This window comes from Streptomyces sp. NPDC058308, assembly GCF_042880275.1.
Taxonomy (GTDB): Bacteria; Actinomycetota; Actinomycetes; order Streptomycetales; family Streptomycetaceae; genus Streptomyces.
Genome location: NZ_JBHVZA010000043.1, coordinates 21,136 through 38,365, shown reverse-complemented (window position 1 = coordinate 38,365; position 17,230 = coordinate 21,136). Strand labels below are relative to the sequence as shown.

Here is a 17,230-nt window from a genome sequence, read left to right as displayed (position 1 = left end):
ACGGGCGACACCCCCGCCACGGCCGCGCGGGCCCGGGCTCACGGCAGCATCCAGCCGAGCACCGACGTGCTCTGTCCGACCACGATCAGGCACATCACGAGGAGCAGGCCGAGGCTCCAGGGCAGCACCTTGCGCAGCAGGTCGCCCTCCTTGCCAGCGAGTCCGACGGCGGCGCACGCGATCGTCAGGTTCTGCGGGGAGATCATCTTGCCGAGGACGCCGCCCGAGCTGTTGGCGGCCGCGAGGAGTTCCGGGGAGAGCCCGGACTGCTGGGCCGCCGTCACCTGGAGGGCGCCGAAGAGGGCGTTGGAGGAGGTGTCGGAGCCGGACACCGCGACGCCGAACCAGCCGAGCACTGGCGAGAGGAAGGCGAGTCCGGCGCCGGCGGCGGCTACGTAGTGCCCGATCGTGGCGGCCTGCCCGGAGAGGTTCATGACGTACGCGAGCGCGAGGACGGACGTCACGGTGAGGATGGCGTGGCGCAGTTCGTGGACGGTGGCGGCCCATTCGCGTACCGCCACGCGCGCGTGCACCCCGATGAGCGCCGCGGTGCCCACTCCGGAGAGCAGCACGAGCGTCCCGCCGGTCGACACGAGGGGCAGCGAGAAGACGTTGCCGCCGACGGGGTCTCCGGAGGGGTCGCCGACGTTCAGGAAGGGCCAGTCGAAGGTGCGGGTGGCCTCGGCGAGGAGGTCCTTGACGGCGGGGATCTGAGCGACGGAGAAGACGGCGACGATCAGGGCGTACGGGGCGTAGGCGCGCAGCACTTCGGGGCGCGGGTCGTCGTGGTCGAGGTCTTCGCTGCGGACGCCGGTGAGGACCGCGGCGCGGACGGGCTCGGCGGCGGGCCTGCGCGCACGGGGCACCGCCATCAGCGCGCCCGCACCCGCGAGGGCGGCGCCGATGTCGGCGAGCTGCGCGGAGAGGTAGTTGGACGCCGTGAACTGTGCGGCGGCGAAGGCGGTTCCGCAGGCCAGCGCGGGCACCCAGGTCTCGCGGAGCCCGCGCCGCCCGTCCACGAGCGCCACCAGGAGCAGCGGCACGACCAGGGCGAGCAGCGGCGTCTGGCGGCCGACGACGGTGGCGACGGTGTCCAGCGGGAGGCCCGTCACCTGAGCCAGCGTCACGACGGGGGTGGCCATGGCTCCGAAGGCGACCGGCGCGGTGTTGGCGACGAGGGAGACGACGGCGGCGCGCACCGGGTCGAAGCCGAGGCCCACGAGCATGACCGCGCTGATCGCGACGGGCGCCCCGAACCCGGCGAGCGCCTCCAGGAGCGCCCCGAAGCAGAAGGCCACGACGAGCGCCTGGATGCGGGGGTCGTCGGAGAGCCGCCCGAAGGAGCGGCGCAGGACGTCGAAGTGCCGGGTACGGACCGTCATGCGGTAGATCCACAGGGCGTTGACGACGATCCACAGAATGGGGAAGAGACCGAAGAGGGCGCCCTGCGCGGCGCTGGAGGCGGTCTGGCCGAGCGGCATGCCGTACGCGAGCCAGGCGACGAGGACAGCGACGGCGAGGCCGATGAGCCCTGCTCGGTGCGCCTTCATGCGGACGGCGCCGAGGAGGACGAGGACGGTCAGGAGGGGCAGGGTCGCGACAAGTGCGGACAGGCCGAGCGAGTCGGCCACGGGCTCCAGTTGCTGGACGAACACGGGGCGCCTCCCGGCTGTGGGGTGGCGAAATCGTCAGGGCCTCGGTGAACGCACGTCAACGATGCGGACGGCGAAGATCCGGTGAAGGGCGAAGCGTCAGGACGGAGCGGCTTTGAAGGAACCCGGCGCGGTTCAGGAATCCGGCGCGGTTCAGGAGTCCGGGGAGCGCAGCACCCGGAGGTGGCCGCGTCGTGCGACCTCCATCGGGTCCGCCCTGCGCGCGCCTCCCCCGCCGGCCTCGGCGGTGCGCTCCTGCGGACGGGCCGCCTCGCGCACGGCGTTGGCGAGCGCTTCGAGATCGTCGCCGGAGGGGCGGGCCGGACCCGACGCGTCGGCGAGCCGCACGACGTCCCAGCCGCGGGGCGCGGTGAGGCGCTCGGAGTGCTGGGCGCACAGGTCGTAGCAGTGGGGTTCGGCGTAGGTGGCGAGGGGGCCGAGGACCGCGGTCGAGTCGGCGTAGACGTACGTCAGCGTCGCGACGGCGGGACGGCCGCAAGCGGTGCGCGAACAGCGACGTACAGGGCTCACAGCGTTGGACGGTACCGCACTCTTGAGCGGGCCGCGACGACTCTCCACGAGGTCACTCCACCGTGTCGTGCCGTGCCCCTCGTGCCACCCTGGCCCACAGGCACCTCGTTGACCTGCACAGACACCAGTGACCACAGGGGTGCACGGTGTTGAATCCGGTCACCACATGGCTCGGATCACGTCATTTGGCGCGCGATCGACGGTCCTGGAGAGATACGGAATTGAGTCCAAGCTTGGCCGGAACGGTCAGGAAGCGACATGCCCCGCCCCACACGGAAAGGGCGATCTCGGGGACTACTCTTCGTCAGTGATGGACGACCCCGTACAGCCCCGTTCCGCAGACCCGAGGCCCCGCCGCCGCGACCGCCACGGCAGGGGCATGCGCGGGCCCGTGGCGCCGCCCCAGGTCCCGCTCTCCGCGAGCCGCGGCGAGGCCTTCACCGACCTCGTGCAGGACTCCGTGGAGCGCCTGGAGCGGCGCTGGCCGCAGCTCGCGGACATCGAGTTCCTGGTCCTTGAGGTGCCGCCCCTTGGGCGCCCCGACGGCGAGTGGACCGACGAGGTGGTGCCGCTGGGCGGCACGCTGTCGGCGGCCGAGGGGCAGCCCGCCCGCGTCATCATCTACCGGCGCCCGGTGGAGATCCGCACCAAGGGGCGCGAGGAGCGCGCGGCGCTCGTCCACGAGGTGGTCGTCGAGCAGGTCGCCGAACTGCTCGGGCTCTCCCCCGAGTCGGTCGACCCGCGCTACGGCGACGAGGACTGACGCCCCCGCCGCTGTCCCGCCGCCCGCCGCCACCAGCACCGCTTCAGTACTGCTTCGCCGTCACTTCTGCAGCACCGTCAGATCCCGTTCGGCCTCCGGCACCGCGACCGTCCCCCGGTCGTCCGGCAGCGTCTGGACGGTGAACATCGGGATGCCCTCCTCCGGAGCCGACAGCATCCGTGACGCGTGGACCTCGCCGCCCGACACGGACTCCACCGTGAGGGCGTAGGAGCCCTTGAGCCCGGCGGGCACCGGGGGGTGGTCGACCGCGAGGGTCGTGCCGCCCCTGACCGTGTACGTCTTCGAGGCGGGCGAGCCGCCCTCGGTGCCGGCCGACGCCGTGACCTTCACCGTCGCCGACTTGCCCGGGGCGACCAGCGACAGCGTGGAGCCCTTGGCGCGGTTGTCGGCGACCGTCGCGCGGGTGCCCACCGGCCCCGTCGCCGGGATGAACGCCGTCTCCTGCTTGCCGCCCTTGCCGCGCGTGACACGCAGCGCCGCCACCACGGGCACCGACGTGTCGGTCGGCCTCAGGAGCAGCGAACCGGCCTCGCCCTTCGTGACGTCGCCGAGGTCGACGGCGGCCGTCATACCGGCCTTGACGTGCAGGTTCTCGTGCCCGGCAGGAGTGATCGTGCCGGTGGCGGAGGCGAGTTGGACCTTCAGGTCAGCGTCGTCGGCACCGGGCGCGTAGGCGACCAGGCGCACCGAGGTGGCGTCCTTCGGGATGCCCGGCAGGACGAGGCTGTCCGCGGGGTCGGCCGCGGCGGGCAGCCAGTCGCCGCCCAGCTTCTCGTCGGAGGACTGGACGGCGGCCGCGACCCGGCCGCTGCGCACGATCACGTGCATCGTGAGGTTCGCGTACTGCTTGTCCGCGAGCGTGGACAGCAGCACCGGGACGCTGGAGTGCGGCTGCACCTGGATCGAATCGCCCACCTGGGAGGTGACTTCGCCCTCGGGCCCGAACAGCTCCACGTCGACGACGGCGGCGGAGTCGTCCGGGTTCGTCAGGTGGATGTAGTCGCTGCGGCCCTTGGCGGTGCTCGCGCCCGGGAACCAGAAGTCCGTGTCGGGCGCCGTGCAGTTGGCGCCCTGCATGCCGCGGCCGCTGCCCGCCGCGTACGTCGTGGTCTGCTGCACGGTCCAGCCGGGGGCCAGCGTGCCGTCGGCCGTGCCGATGAGCGCGGGCGCCTCGGCGCCGGACTCCTCCCCCGCGACCGGCTGCCCCGGCGCCTTCTGGGTGAGGAAGGGCTTGGCCTTCTTGCCGTCGTCCTTGGGCGCGTCCGTCAGCGCCTTGGTCACGGGCAGCAGTTCGGCCTTGCCGCCCGCCCCGTCACCACCGCTGCCTTTGGGCGTGAACGCGGTGTACGAGGTCTCGGCGAGGTCGGAGCCGCTGGGCACCGGGCAGAGCAGGCTGCTGCGCTCGACGGGCTGCCGCGCCGCCGCCTGCACGCCCTGGTCGGTGCTCTCCGGGCCGCTGAACGCGGCGAAGCCGGTGACGGCGCCGAGCGCGACGACCACGGCGATCAGGGACTGGGTGGTGCGGTTCACTGCTGGCTCCCGTCGGGGCGCTCGCTGTCGGTGCCGTGGGGCGGCTGCGGGGGCGGCGGCGGCATCGGAGGCTGCCGCTGGTCGTACGAGGTGTCATACGAGGCGTCGTACGAGGTGTCATGGGACTGCCCGTACTGCTGGTCGCCTCCGTACTGCTCGCCCCCGTACTGCTCCCCTCCGTAGACACCGCCCGCGCCTCCGTAGGACGCGTACGGGTCGTACTGGCCGCCCTGGTAGGCGTCCTGCTGGTACGGCTGCTGCTGCTCGTACGAACCGGCCGGATACTGGCCGCCCTGGTACTGCTGCCCGTACGTGCCGTGTTCGGCGCCCGCGTGGGCGGGGGCCTCCCACTCCTCGTAGGACTGCGACTGCTGGTGGGGCACGGCGGCGAAGGCATCCTCCGAAGGAGGAGGGGCCACGTCCTGGCCCGCGTCCTGTGCGGCCTGCTCGCTCTGGGCCCTCAGCCTGCGCGCCCTGCGGCCCTCGCCCTCGACCGCCTGGACCGGGACGACGGGCTCCTCGGGGAGGTCGTCGTCGACGTCACGACGGCGGCCCGGCAGTGCGAGCACCACGAGGACGACGGCGAGCGCGCCCTGCGCCCAGAGCCAGGCCGTGTGGGTCAGCGGGGCTTCGAAGGTGACGTCCAGGTGGCCGCCGGCGGTGGGCAGTTCGAAGCCCTGCGCCCAGCCGTCCACGGTGGTGCGGGTCAGCGGGTGGCCGTCGAGGGTCGCCGTCCAGCCGGGGTCGGCCGAGTCGGCGAGCCGCAGGATCCGGCCCTCCTCACCGGAGTCGATCTTCGTGTGCAGCTCCACGGGCCCTGCCGCGACGGGCTCCGGCTCGCCGGTCCTGGGGACGACGGCGGCGCGCGCCACCTGCCGGTCCACGCGCCACAGGGCGCTGCCGTCCTCCTGGCTGAGCCGGGTCAGGCCCGGGGTGGCGTCCAGGGTGCGGGTCATCTGGCGGGGTGCGCCCTCGCGTACGAGGACGTAGCGCACCGCGAAACCGCCGAGCTGGTCGGCCTGGTCGGCGCCGGAACCGGCGACCAGACGGGCGACGATCTTGTCGAGCCGCTCGTCGTCCGCGGCCGCCGCGGCGAGTTCCGCGTCGCCGAGCCGGCCGCCGGAGCCCCGTACCAGCGTGTAGGAGACCTTGGCGGCCGCCTCGCTGTCGAGGACCAGGGTGCGGGCCTGGTCCTGCGTGCCGCTCTCCTCCGCGACGAACGCGGGCACCTGCACGGGATCGCGCCGCTCCAGAGGGCCGTCGGCGCCGTCGAGCATCCATCCGACGGCGACGAGCAGCGGCCCCGCGGCCGCGGCGAACGCGATGAGCGCGGCCACCGGCTGGCGCCAGCCGAAGCTCTGCTCGGCCACCCGCGCGCGGGCACCGTCGGCGCCGAGCGCGGCGGCGGCCAGGAGCGCGATGCCGTATCCGAGGGTGGCAGGGCCTGCCCAGGCCGAGCCGTTCGACAGGACGGCGAAGACCAGGGAGACCAGGGCGGCCGCCCACGCCGTGCGCACCGCCCGCTGCCGCTCGCTGCGCAGCAGGGCGCCGAGCGCGGCGAGGAGGATGCCGACGAGCAGGAGGCCGTGGACGGTGCCGGGGCCGCCGGGGCTGGCGCCGAGCAGGTCGAGGGCGGAGGCGGAACCGGAGCCGGACTCCAGGCCCGCTTCCTGGAAGAAGCCGAAGGGCAGCAGCGTCAGGGACCACGGCGCGAGGACGAGCAGCGGTGTGCCGAGTGCGGCGAGGAAGCGCAGGCCGTAGGCGGTGATGTCACCGCGGCGCACCACGAGGAGGGCGAGGCCGAGCACCAGGGCGATCGGCCAGACGATGGGGGTGAAGGCGGTGGCGAGGGTGAGCAGCAGGGCGTACGCCCAGGTGGCGCGCCAGGTCCCGCGGGTGCCCCGCGGGGCCGCCAGGCCGCTCGCCGCGACGCCCGCGCGCGCGATGAGCGGCAGCAGGACGGCGAGGACCGCGGTGCCGATGCGGCCGCCCGCGAGCGCGCCGGTGGCGGCGGGCAGGAAGGCGTACGCGACCGACGCCCACGCGCGCAGCAGGCGCGAGGTGACCAGCGGGCGGGAGACGAAGTACGCGGCGAAGCCGGCCAGCGGCACGGAGCCGACGAGGAGGACGGTGACCGCGAGCCCGGTGGAGCCGAAGAGCAGCGTGGACAGGGCGGCGACGAGCGCGAGGTAGGGCGGTGCGCCCTGGGTGCCGCCGGTGCCGACGGGGTGCCAGCCGTCCAGGTAGCGGTCCCAGAGGCCGGCGGAGTCGGCAGGGGCGGGCAGCAGCGCGCCGCCCGCGAGGGCGCCGGTGCCGAGCAGGGCGCGGCAGGCGATGAGGGACGCGAAGAGGAGTACTACGAAGAGCACCGGTCCCGGTTTGCGGGCGATGCGCTTGATGCGGGCGAACTGCTCGATCTCCAGGAAGTCGGCGTCGTCGCCGCCGGGTCCGGACTCGACGGTGCCGTGCCGTCCGGCCCCCGAGGGGGCCTCGGCGTCGGCTCGGCCGATGAGGCCGCCCGCGGCCTGTTCGACGGTGGCGCGCACGGTGGCGCCGGGCGGCGGGAAGAGCGCGCGCAGCTCGCCCGCGTCGAGCGCGGACTTCCCGCGCGTCTTGCGGGCGGCGATGATCCGCCCGGGGCGCAGCAGGGTCGTGAGGAGGCCGGTGATCTCGTCGACGGCCTGTCCTGGCGCCTTGCCCACGAGGTAGGCGACGGTGCGCAGCAGGGTGCCGACGACGATCCGGAAGAGGACCCAGGGCAGCACGGCGCCGCGGGCGTTGACGAGCAGGGCGTAGGTGGCGCCGGCCTTGTCCACGCGGTGCGGCGACGTCGCCGTACGGCCGACGCAGTCGACGGCGCGGCGCTCGCGCGAGGAGGCCTCGGCGTGCCGGACGACGGCGTCGGGGGCGACGAGGACGCGGTGGCCCGCGGTGTGCGCGCGCCAGCACAGGTCGACGTCGTCCCGCATCAGTGGCAGGTGGCGGTCGAAGCCGCCGAGCTGTTCGTAGACGTCGCGGCGGATGAGCATGCCCGCGGTGGACACGGAGAGCACGGGCCGCACGTGGTCGTGCTGGCCCTGGTCCTGTTCGCGCCGGTCCAGGCCGGTCCAGCGGCGTCCGCTGTTGGCGATGGAGACGCCGACCTCGAGGAGCTGCCTGCGGTCGTACCAGCCGCGGAGCTTGGGGCCCACGACGGCGACGTCCTTGCCGAGCTCGTGTTCGTTCTCGACGACACGGAGCAGTTCGGTGAGGGCGTCGGGGTCCGGCGCGCAGTCGTCGTGCAGCAGCCAGAGCCACTGGACGGGCTCGCCGTGCGGCAGGTCCGGCAGGTCGTACGCGTCGTCGCGCCAGGACCGGCTGACCGGGTCCCAGCCGCTGGGGCGCTTCAGATACGGGAGTTCTTCGGGGGTGAGCACCTCGGCGGTGCGGACGGCCTCGTCGACGGCGGTGCCGAAGCCGGCGCGGCGGGCGAGGTGCAGCACGCGGTCGGCGCCGAGGGCCTCGGTGACCAGGCGGGCGGAGTCGTCCGCGCTGCCGGTGTCCGCGGCCACCGCGTTCTGCACGGGGCGCTCCTGGCCGAGGAGCCCGGCCAGGGCGTCGGGCAGCCAGCGGGCGCCGTCGTGGGAGACGAGGACGGCGGTCACGACGTGCCGCGGGAACTCGGGAGCGGCAGCGTCGTGGTGACTGGCTGCCGAATGGCTGTGCACGGACATCGAGGTACGGGCCCCGGTTCGATGGACTGCGGTGGACGCCTGCACCCTGCGGGGGCGCTGGGGCGTCTCGGACGGGGCCCCACACTAACGGCTGGCACCAGAACGGCCCGCCGCCTGTGGATAACCCACGGGTGACGGGCCGTTCGTCGAGCATTGGTCGGGGGAGGTGTGTGCCGAATTGATCGGGCGGCACGCGCCGTGGAGCTCCGGTTCCTTCACGTGCTTCCTTCGTACTGCCTTCGCGTAACGCCTGCTCGTACGCGGGCGAGAGCGCCTGCGCTCAGACCGCGGCCTTCTTCAGCCGGCGCCGCTCGCGCTCCGACAGGCCGCCCCAGATACCGAATCTCTCGTCGTTGGCGAGTGCGTACTCGAGGCATTCGGAGCGGACTTCGCAGGCGAGGCAGACCTTCTTGGCCTCGCGCGTGGAGCCGCCCTTCTCGGGGAAGAAGGACTCGGGGTCGGTCTGGGCGCACAGCGCGCGCTCCTGCCAGCCGAGTTCCTCGTCCGCGTCCTCGACCAGCAGTTCCTGAACCAGCTCGGTCATGTGCGCCCCTCGTCTGTCTTGTGCGTCCCCGTGGTGCTGCCGTTACCGATTTCGACTGAACGACACGAGTGAAATTACAAGTGTGCCGATCCGGGCCAGTCAAGCCGAGATCTGCTATTGGGCCCCTTATTCACTCTGCGGAACCAAGGGTATGCGGAAAGTGTTCAAATCGGCATAAACCATGACAGCGTCGATGGTCCGTCCGACGCCCCGCAGAACGTTCGCCACCGGGGGACCTCGTGAGGTCTCCACTGAGGTCTCCACTGAGGTCTCCACTAGTGAGGACGTTGACGTTTGAGCGCCGGTTGCTGCGCCATGTGTCCCGAGAGGCGGGTGCACAAACCTTTCGCCTGAGAGAACAACCGGATGAGGTGAAACATATCCCGCATAGTGGACACCGAGTTGACATAGAAGGTGCATGACCGGTGTCCTGGTGGGCATGCTCGCGAACATGGCTCTTTCGATGACCCGCACCAGCGGGTCCATCGGTGCTGCCCACGCGCGCTGTCGCTGTTCCTGCTCCAGCTGTTGATTAGATCCAGCTGTCGAGCGCTTCTCTGCGCTCCACCCTTCTGCGTCTTTCTCTGCGCTCCACCTTCCTTCGCGACACCCCAGCACTCTTACGTTGAGGAACCACCGCACGATGAACAGCGACAGTGACCTCCAGATCGCCGGCGACCTTCTCGAAGTCCCGCACCTCCTGCAGCCCGCCCGCGAGCACCCCGCCACCGTGGCCGAGTTCGTCGGCCTCGCCCGCACCATCGCCGCCGACCGCTCCCGGTGGGCGCACCTCGTCCAGTACGACGCCACGAGCCGGTGGTACCACCGCCTGCGCATGGTTCCCCAAGCTCTCGGCTCCGCTCGAGCAGGGGAGGCCCCTATCGGCTACGAGGTGTGGCTGCTCTCCTGGGTGCCCGGACAGGGCAGCGGCCGGCACGACCACGGGCGCTCAAGCGGCATCCTCACCCTCCTCCAGGGCGAGCTGACCGAGCACACCGAGCGGGGCACACGGGCGCTCGGCGCGGGCGCGCAGCGCGTCTTCGCGCCGGGGTACGTCCACGAGGTCGTCAACGACTCCCTGGAACCGGCCGTCAGCCTGCACATCTACTACCCCGGCCTGACCGAGATGCCGATGCACGCCGCCCGCTGCGCCGCGGCCCTCGCACCGGGCACCGCGGAGGATGTCGTAACCGCCTGACGCACTGTCGTATCCGCCTGACATGCTGGGGGCCATGCGCATTGTGGTTCTGGCCGGCGGCATCGGCGGCGCCCGTTTCCTCCGCGGGCTCAAGAAGGCCGCGCCCGACGCGGACATCACGGTCATCGGCAACACCGGTGACGACATTCACCTGTTCGGGCTGAAGGTCTGTCCCGACCTCGACACCGTGATGTACACGCTGGGCGGCGGCATCAACGAGGAGCAGGGCTGGGGGCGTACGGACGAGACGTTCAAGGTCAAGGGCGAGCTCGCGGCGTACGGCGTCGGGCCCGAGTGGTTCGGACTCGGCGACCGGGACTTCGCCACGCACATCGTGCGGACGCAGATGCTGGGCGCCGGATATCCGCTCAGCGCCGTCACGCAGGCGCTGTGCGAGCGGTGGCAGCCCGGCGTGCGGCTCATCCCCATGTCCGACGACCGCGTCGAGACGCATGTCGCCATCACGGTCGACGGCGAGCAGAAGGCCGTGCACTTCCAGGAGTACTGGGTGCGCCTGCGCGCCTCCGTGGACGCGCACGCCGTGGTGCCCGTCGGCGCCGAGCAGGCCAAGCCCGCGCCCGGCGTCCTCGAAGCCATCGCCGAGGCCGACATCGTGCTCTTCCCGCCGTCCAACCCGGTGGTGAGCGTCGGGACCATCCTCGCCGTACCGGGCATCCGCGAGGCCATCGCCGACGCGGGCGTGCCGGTCGTCGGGCTCTCCCCCATCGTCGGCGACTCCCCCGTGCGGGGCATGGCCGACAAGGTGCTCGCCGCCGTCGGCGTCGAGACCAGCGCCGCGGCCGTCGCCGAGCACTACGGCAGCGGGCTGCTCGACGGCTGGCTCGTGGACACCGTCGACGCGGGCGTGGTGGAGCGGGTGGAGAGCGCCGGGATCCGGTGCCGTGCCGTGCCGCTGATGATGACCGACACCGACGCCGCCGCCGAGATGGCGCGGCAGGCCCTCGCGCTCGCTTCGGAGGTACGCGCGTGACCGCACCGTCCTACACCGTGTGGGCCGTGCCCGGACTCCCCGAGGTACGGGAGGGCGACGACCTCGCCAAGCTCATCGCGACCGCCGAGCCGGGGCTCGTCGACGGCGACGTGGTCCTGGTCACGTCCAAGATCGTCAGCAAGGCCGAGGGCCGGATCGTCGCGGCGGACGACCGCGAGGCCGCCATCGACGACGAGACCGTACGGGTGGTGGCGCGGCGCGGGACCCTGCGCATCGTCGAGAACCGGCAGGGCCTCGTGATGGCCGCGGCCGGCGTCGACGCGTCGAACACCCCGGCGGGGACCGTGCTGTTGCTGCCCGCCGACCCCGACGCGTCGGCCCGCGCGGTGCGCGACGGGCTGCGGGACGCGCTCGGTGTCGAGGTCGGCGTCATCGTCACCGACACCTTCGGACGGCCCTGGCGGGCCGGACTCACCGACGTCGCCATCGGGGCCGCCGGTGTGCGGGTCCTCGACGACCTGCGGGGCGGCGTCGACGCGCACGGCAACCCGCTCGCCGCGACCGTCGTCGCCACCGCCGACGAACTCGCCGCCGCCGGGGACCTGGTCAAGGGCAAGGCCGCGGGGCTGCCGGTCGCGGTGGTCCGCGGGCTCGCGCACGTGACGGGCGGCGACGGGCCGGACCCCGGGGCCCGGGCCCTGGTGCGCGAGGCGCGGGACGACATGTTCCGCCTCGGCACGTCCGAGGCGGTACGGGAGGCGGTGGCCCAGCGGCGGACCATCCGTGAGTTCACCGACGACGAGGTCGACCCGGGGGCCGTACGGCGGGCCGTGGCCGCGGCGGTCACCGCGCCCGCGCCGCACCACACGACGCCGTGGCGCTTCGTGCTCCTGGAATCCGCCGCCGCGCGGGCCGAACTGCTCGACGCCATGCGGGACGCGTGGATCGCCGATCTGCGTCGGGACGGAAAGTCGGAGGAGTCCATCGCCAAGCGGGTGCGGCGCGGGGACGTGCTGCGCAGGGCGCCCTATCTGGTGGTGCCGTGCATGGTGATGGATGGCTCCCACACGTACGGGGATGAGCGGCGGGATGCCGCCGAGCGCGAGATGTTCGTCGTCGCGGCGGGGGCGGGCGTGCAGAACTTCCTGGTCGCGTTGGCCGGGGAGCGGCTCGGGTCCGCGTGGGTGTCGTCGACGATGTTCTGCCGGGACGTGGTGCGGGAGGTTCTTCGGCTGCCGGCGGCTTGGGAGCCGATGGGGGCGGTGGCTGTGGGGCAGGCGGCAGGTGAGCCGAAGGCTCGGGGGGAGCGGGATGTGGGGGGCTTTGTTGTGGTGCGGTGAGGGGTTGGCGGGGGCGCGTGGTCTGGCGGGGGCGCCTTGGTGGGGGATTGCGCAGTTCCCCGCGCCCCTTGGGTGTGACCCGGTGTGTTGTCTGGTGCGGGTTCGTCGTGGGTGATTGCGCAGTTCCCCGCGCCCCTTGGGTGTGCTCCGGTGCATCGTCTCGTGCGGGTTCGTCGTGGGTGAGCGCGCAGTTCCCCGCGCCCCTAAGGGGGGCTCCGGGGGCGTTTCAGGGGCGCGGGGAACTGCGCGAGCAACCCCCACTCAGCCGAGGCTAACGACGAAACAGAGGTCACCTCAGGGGCGCGGGGAACCGGGCGTTACCACGCCGCGATGTCCGTCTTCCTCATCTTGGGTTCTCTGCGGGACGGCGTTCGGCCGCTGAGGAGGATCAGGCGGGTGGCCCGGTGGCGCTGGCCCTCGTAGGGGGCCAGGAGCCTGAGCATTTCCGGGTCGTCCGCTGCGCGGTTGTCCGCGAGGGCGTGGCCGATGATGCCGGGGAGGTGGACGTCGCCGACCGTCACCGCGTCCGGCGCGCCATGGCTGCGCTGGACCGTTTCCGCCGAGGTCCAGGGCCCGATGCCCGGGATCAGTTCGAGGCGGGCCTGGGCCTGGAGAGGGGGCATCGCCGCCGCCTCCTCCAGACGGGCCGCCCGCGCGACCGCCCGCAGGATCGTGGACGCCCGCTTGTTGTCGACGCCCGCCCTGTGCCACTCCCAGGAGGGGATCAGGGCCCAGGTGCGGGGCGCGGGCATCACGTACAGGTGAGGCGTGGGCCCCGGCGCCGGTTCCCCGTACTTGCGGAGCAGCAGGCGCCACGCCCGGTACGCCTCGTCCGTCGTGATCTTCTGTTCCAGGATCGACGGGATCAGGGACTCCATGACCAGACCCGTACGGGTCAGGCGAAGACCGGGGCGGCGGTGGGCCGTCGCGGCGACGAGCCGGTGGCGCGGGGCGAACGCGGCGGGGTCGTCCGACGCGCCGAGGAGGGTGGGAAGCCGGTCGAGGAACCACTCCGCGCCGGGGCCCCAGGCCTCCGCATCGACGGCCCCGGAGCGGACGGCCACCCGGAGCGTGCCGGGGCCCTCCGGTGTGCGGCTCGTGCGCCAGACCGAGCCGTCGGGGGTCGCGCGGAAGGCGGGGTCGGCCGGGCCGCGCCGCAGCGGGCCGAGCGTCAGGCCGAGGTCCAGGGGGAAGGGCGGCTGCCAGGTGCGGGTCCGGGCCGCCGTGGTCCGGCGGGGGACGGCCGCGGGGACGCTCGCGGGGACGGCCGTTTCGCCACCGCGCACGGTGGTGCGGGTGGGGCGCGGGGCGAAACGGGAGGACATCTGTATGAGGGTAGGGGACCGCGGCCCCCGCCGTGGCCGATACCGCCAGGCGGCCGAGGCCCGGCCACCACCGCCGCTGCTGCCGCTACTGGTCCGAGGAGAACCGGACCGCCCCGGCCGGCAGCGTGGCCTCGCACCAGACCCGTACGCCCTCCCGCAGTTCGTTGTCGGCGCCGACCGACGCGCCGTCGCCGATCACCGCTCCCGAGAGCGCCGAGCGGGCGCCGATCCGCGCGCCCGCGCCGATCAGGGAGTCCGTGATGACCGTGCCCTGTTCGATGACCGCGCCGGACAGGATCGTGCTGCCGGAGATGCGCGCGCCTTCGCCGACGCGCGCGTTCTCGCCGACGACGGTGCCGCCGGTGAGCTTCGCGTCGGGGGCGACGGTGGCGGTCGGCAGGACGAGGCGGTCGCCGCAGCGGCCGGGGACGGCGGGCGAGGGGGCACGGCCGAGGACGAGGTCGGCCGAGCCCCGTACGAACGCCTGGGGCGTGCCCAGGTCCAGCCAGTACGTCGAGTCGACCATGCCCTGGAGGTGGGCGCCGGAGGCCAGCAGGCCGGGGAACGTCTCGCGTTCGACCGACACCGGGCGGCCCGCCGGGATCGTGTCGATGACCGAGCGGCGGAAGACGTACGCGCCCGCGTTGATCTGGTCGGTGACGATCTCCTCGGGGGTCTGCGGCTTCTCCAGGAAGGCCGTGACCCGGCCGGCCGGGTCGGTGGGGACCAGGCCGTAGGCGCGGGGGTCGTCGACCTTGGTGAGGTGCAGGGAGACGTCGGCGCCGGACTCCTCGTGGGTGGCGACGAGGGCGCGGATGTCCAGACCCGTGAGGATGTCGCCGTTGAAGATCAGGACGGGTTCGTCGGGGCCCGAGCGCAGCCGCGAGGCCACGTTCCGGATGGCGCCGCCTGTGCCGAGGGGCTCGGTCTCGGTGACGTACTCGATGTGCAGGCCGAGCGCCGAGCCGTCGCCGAAGTACGGCTCGAAGACCTCGGCGAGGTAGGAGGTGGCGAGGACGATGTGGTCCACGCCCGCGGCGCGGGCCCGCGCGAGCTGGTGGGTGAGGAACGGGACGCCCGCCGCCGGGACCATCGGTTTGGGGGTGTGGACCGTGAGGGGCCGCAGCCGGGTTCCCTTGCCGCCGACCAGGAGGATCGCTTCTGTCACCTGTCGTCTCTGCTTCCTGCTGGGGCCGGCCGAACTTGAGTTTCGGCCGGCCAGTGTATGCAGACGGATGTGCAGGTCGTGCAGATCGTGCGGTCCGTGCGGTGCGTCGGACCTCAGCGGCCCTGGAGGCGGGCCGAGCTGGTCCTGGCCTTGCCGAGCTTCTTGTACAGACGGCTTCCGGGGCACGAGGTGGCGAACCCGTCCCGGTGCCCCGAGATCACGTGGAGCCGGACGTTCCTGCCCTTCTTGTAGAGATTGCCACCGCCGGACTTCAGGTAGGTAGTACCGCGCGGGTTGGCGCCGTACAGGCCGAGCTTCCACGCGGTCAGCCGGGCGACGGCCTTCAGGGCGGCCTTCGGCGGTTTGGCGGTGCCGTACGAACCGATGACGGCGATGCCCGTGGTGTTCGCGTTGAATCCGCGAGTGTGGGCCCCGAGGACCGGCTTGGCCACACCTCCGGCACGTCCTTCGTAGATGTTTCCGCACTTGTCGACCGCGAAGTTGTAGCCGACGTCACGCCAGCCACTGCTCTTGACGTGGTAGCGGTAGATGCTGCGCAGCACCGATCCGGCCTGTGAGCAGCGGTAGTTGTTGCCGGACGCGCTGTGGTGCAGGAAGGCGGCCTTCACGGTCTTCGTGTACGCGAAGTTCCTCTCCCGGAGCTTCTCGTTCGCGCCCCAGCCCCTGCGCGTGATGATGCGCGGGCGCGGGCCGATGTGCGGCCGCACCTTGCCGACGGCCTCGGCACCGCCGCGGGCGGCGATCAGGTCGTTCTCCGTCTGCCGCTTCGTCAGTTCGGGGATGACGGCGGCGCCGATCGGTGCGAGCTCGGCGTTGACCGCGGAGGCGGCGGCGGACTCGGCGGTCAGCGCGGGGGCGCGCCCCACGTCGGTCTGGGCGCCGTTGGGCGGGGCCTCGTCGCCGGGGTTGACCAGTTCGAGGCGCAGGCCTTCGGGGAGCGAGGGGACGGCCGCCCGGTCCGCGGCCCGCTCCGGCCTGACCCGGACCTCGACGCCGTCCGAGGCGCCGACCCACAGCGGCGCGGTGGAGCCGCGGACGGTACCGGCGGCGCGGTCGGGGTCGTCGGTATCGGGGGCGTGTTCGTGGTTGTGCGTCTCGACTTGTTGCCAGCCCGACCAGGTGGCGGCGCCGGTCGCGCGGGTGCGGACCTGGACCGTGCCGCGCAGGTCGGCTTCGGGGTCGTTCCAGACGACGCCCACCAGGGAGAAGGGGCGTACATCTCGCTGTTTCAGGCCCTGTTCGCTCGCCCCGGCCGGGCCGAGTGAGCGGTCGGAGGCGAGGGGGACGAGCGGAAGGGACTGGGTGCTGCCGGGGACCGCCTCGGTGGCGGGTCCGGCGGCCGACGGTACGTCGGGCGCCGCGGCCCGGGCACCGGACGGCGACAGGGTGAGGGGCAGGGCCAGAGCGGCCGCGCACGTGACGCCGATCGAGGAAGCAAGGAATCCACGCATACAGCTGATAGTTGGCACATAGGTACATATCTGTCCATCGGTAACTGACGGGCCGTCGGCCTCAAATGGGCGTCCGGTCGTCCGCGCTCCCCCGCCGTGCCGGAGACGGCGGCCGGCCCCCGCGTACCCTTGCGCCCGTGAACGCCAACGACCGCACCCCTGCCGACCTGCTGCGATCCGCGCTCGCCTCGGACCCGGGCCGCCCCCTGCTCACCTTCTACGACGACGCCACCGGCGAGCGCGTGGAATTGTCCGTGGCCACCTTCGCCAATTGGGTGGCCAAGACCGCCAATCTGCTCCAGGGAGATCTCGCCGCCGAGCCCGGCGACCGGGCCGTCCTGCTGCTGCCCGCGCACTGGCAGACGGCCGTGTGGCTGCTCGCGTGTTCGTCGGTGGGCGTCGTCGCCGACGTGGGCGGCGATGCCGCGTCGGCCGATCTCGTCGTCAGCGGACCGGACTCCCTGGAGGCCGCGCGCGGCTGCTCCGGGGAGCGGGTGGCGCTCGCGCTGCGGCCGCTCGGCGGGCGCTTCCCCCAGGCGCCGAGCGGCTTCGCCGACTACGCGGTGGAGGTGCCGAGCCAGGGCGACCGGTTCGCCCCCTTCGTGCCCGTGGACCCCGACGGGCCCGCCCTGGCCGTGGGCGGCGAGGAACTGACCGGTGCCGGACTCGTGGAGCGGGCGCGCGAGGACGCCGCGCGGCTCGGCGTGACGCCCGGCTCGCGGATCCTGTCCGGCCTTTCGTACGACACCTGGGAGGGGCTGAGCACCGGTCTGTACGCGGCGCTGGCCGCGGGCGGCTCCGTAGTGCTCTGCCGCCATCTCGACCGGCTGGCCGATGAGGGCCTGCGGAAGCGGGTGTCCGACGAACGGGTGACTCTCACCGCGCGCTGAACCACCGGTCACGGGTGCGCTTCCCCCGTTCGGCGCACACCGGCCCCTGGCCCGGAGGCCCCCGGCGCCCGCGCGGTCCATGGTCGTAGGTACGGACGAACGCACCGACGCAGCCATGAGGGGTGGGCGCA

The 17,230-nt window shown here is 73.1% G+C and carries 13 protein-coding genes; 5 read left to right on the top strand and 8 right to left on the bottom strand.

The genetic code is table 11. The features are described 5' to 3' along the window. Positions 1–38 precede the first annotated feature (38 nt). Both ACFVYL_RS35180 and ACFVYL_RS35175 read right to left on the bottom strand, forming a co-directional pair. A complete protein-coding gene (locus ACFVYL_RS35180) occupies positions 39–1,655 on the bottom strand; it encodes an L-lactate permease (protein WP_389723452.1) in 1,617 nt (538 codons plus the stop codon). Between the two features lie 150 nt (positions 1,656–1,805). Further along, on the bottom strand, positions 1,806–2,231 hold the full coding sequence (locus tag ACFVYL_RS35175; RefSeq protein WP_389723449.1) for a DUF3499 domain-containing protein: 426 nt from the start codon (positions 2,229–2,231) through the stop codon (positions 1,806–1,808). A 262-nt stretch (positions 2,232–2,493) separates the two neighbouring features. Here ACFVYL_RS35175 and ACFVYL_RS35170 point away from each other — a divergent pair, with 262 nt between their 5' ends. Then, positions 2,494–2,946: a metallopeptidase family protein gene (locus ACFVYL_RS35170; protein WP_389723446.1), complete on the top strand. Its 453-nt coding sequence runs from the start codon at positions 2,494–2,496 to the stop codon at positions 2,944–2,946. Positions 2,947–3,006: 60 nt separating this feature from the next. Here the strand turns inward: ACFVYL_RS35170 and ACFVYL_RS35165 are convergent, their stop codons facing one another. The 3 genes from ACFVYL_RS35165 to ACFVYL_RS35155 all read right to left on the bottom strand — a co-directional run bounded on the left by ACFVYL_RS35165 (position 3,007) and on the right by ACFVYL_RS35155 (position 8,754). Beyond that, positions 3,007–4,497: a DUF5719 family protein gene (locus tag ACFVYL_RS35165; protein WP_389723443.1), complete on the bottom strand. Its 1,491-nt coding sequence runs from the start codon at positions 4,495–4,497 to the stop codon at positions 3,007–3,009. Further along, on the bottom strand, positions 4,494–8,210 hold the full coding sequence (locus ACFVYL_RS35160; RefSeq protein WP_389723441.1) for a glycosyltransferase: 3,717 nt from the start codon (positions 8,208–8,210) through the stop codon (positions 4,494–4,496). Before ACFVYL_RS35160 ends, ACFVYL_RS35165 begins: the two co-directional genes overlap by 4 nt. A gap of 280 nt (positions 8,211–8,490) precedes the next feature. After that, positions 8,491–8,754 carry a WhiB family transcriptional regulator gene (locus ACFVYL_RS35155; protein WP_016642094.1) on the bottom strand — a complete coding sequence of 88 codons (264 nt, stop codon included), beginning with the start codon at positions 8,752–8,754 and terminating at the stop codon, positions 8,491–8,493. Between the two features lie 643 nt (positions 8,755–9,397). Here ACFVYL_RS35155 and ACFVYL_RS35150 point away from each other — a divergent pair. The 3 genes from ACFVYL_RS35150 to ACFVYL_RS35140 are packed head-to-tail and all read left to right on the top strand — an operon-like array spanning position 9,398 to position 12,244. Next, on the top strand, positions 9,398–9,952 hold the full coding sequence (locus tag ACFVYL_RS35150) for a cysteine dioxygenase (protein WP_389723439.1): 555 nt from the start codon (positions 9,398–9,400) through the stop codon (positions 9,950–9,952). 34 nt (positions 9,953–9,986) lie between these two features. Then, positions 9,987–10,943 carry a 2-phospho-L-lactate transferase gene (gene cofD, locus ACFVYL_RS35145; protein WP_389723437.1) on the top strand — a complete coding sequence of 319 codons (957 nt, stop codon included), beginning with the start codon at positions 9,987–9,989 and terminating at the stop codon, positions 10,941–10,943. Next, the gene (locus ACFVYL_RS35140; RefSeq protein ID WP_389723435.1) at positions 10,940–12,244 is read left to right on the top strand and encodes a coenzyme F420-0:L-glutamate ligase; all 1,305 of its coding nucleotides are present in this window, start codon (positions 10,940–10,942) and stop codon (positions 12,242–12,244) included. The genes cofD and ACFVYL_RS35140 overlap by 4 nt, the downstream gene beginning before the upstream one ends. 317 nt (positions 12,245–12,561) lie before the next feature. Here ACFVYL_RS35140 and ACFVYL_RS35135 read toward each other — a convergent pair whose 3' ends face one another. From ACFVYL_RS35135 to ACFVYL_RS35125, 3 genes are all read right to left on the bottom strand, one after another. Then, positions 12,562–13,569 carry a DNA-3-methyladenine glycosylase family protein gene (locus ACFVYL_RS35135; protein WP_389723433.1) on the bottom strand — a complete coding sequence of 336 codons (1,008 nt, stop codon included), beginning with the start codon at positions 13,567–13,569 and terminating at the stop codon, positions 12,562–12,564. A gap of 85 nt (positions 13,570–13,654) precedes the next feature. Beyond that, a complete protein-coding gene (locus ACFVYL_RS35130; RefSeq protein WP_389723431.1) occupies positions 13,655–14,737 on the bottom strand; it encodes a sugar phosphate nucleotidyltransferase in 1,083 nt (360 codons plus the stop codon). Positions 14,738–14,850: 113 nt separating this feature from the next. Then, the gene (locus tag ACFVYL_RS35125) at positions 14,851–16,209 is read right to left on the bottom strand and encodes a peptidoglycan recognition protein (RefSeq protein ID WP_389723429.1); all 1,359 of its coding nucleotides are present in this window, start codon (positions 16,207–16,209) and stop codon (positions 14,851–14,853) included. Positions 16,210–16,346: 137 nt separating this feature from the next. Between ACFVYL_RS35125 and ACFVYL_RS35120 the strand changes: the two genes are divergently transcribed. Continuing rightward, entirely contained in the window at positions 16,347–17,099 is a 753-nt protein-coding gene (locus ACFVYL_RS35120) for a TIGR03089 family protein (protein WP_389723427.1), read from the top strand. Positions 17,100–17,230 lie beyond the last annotated feature (131 nt).

Coding starts and splice junctions, on each gene's coding strand:
- ACFVYL_RS35135 (WP_389723433.1), bottom strand. CDS start 13,569: ATGTCCTCCCGTTTCGCCCCGCGCCCCACCCGCACCACCGTGCGCGGT.
- ACFVYL_RS35150 (WP_389723439.1), top strand. CDS start 9,398: ATGAACAGCGACAGTGACCTCCAGATCGCCGGCGACCTTCTCGAAGTC.
- cofD (WP_389723437.1), top strand. CDS start 9,987: ATGCGCATTGTGGTTCTGGCCGGCGGCATCGGCGGCGCCCGTTTCCTC.
- ACFVYL_RS35170 (WP_389723446.1), top strand. CDS start 2,494: ATGGACGACCCCGTACAGCCCCGTTCCGCAGACCCGAGGCCCCGCCGC.
- ACFVYL_RS35125 (WP_389723429.1), bottom strand. CDS start 16,209: ATGCGTGGATTCCTTGCTTCCTCGATCGGCGTCACGTGCGCGGCCGCT.
- ACFVYL_RS35155 (WP_016642094.1), bottom strand. CDS start 8,754: ATGACCGAGCTGGTTCAGGAACTGCTGGTCGAGGACGCGGACGAGGAA.
- ACFVYL_RS35160 (WP_389723441.1), bottom strand. CDS start 8,210: ATGTCCGTGCACAGCCATTCGGCAGCCAGTCACCACGACGCTGCCGCT.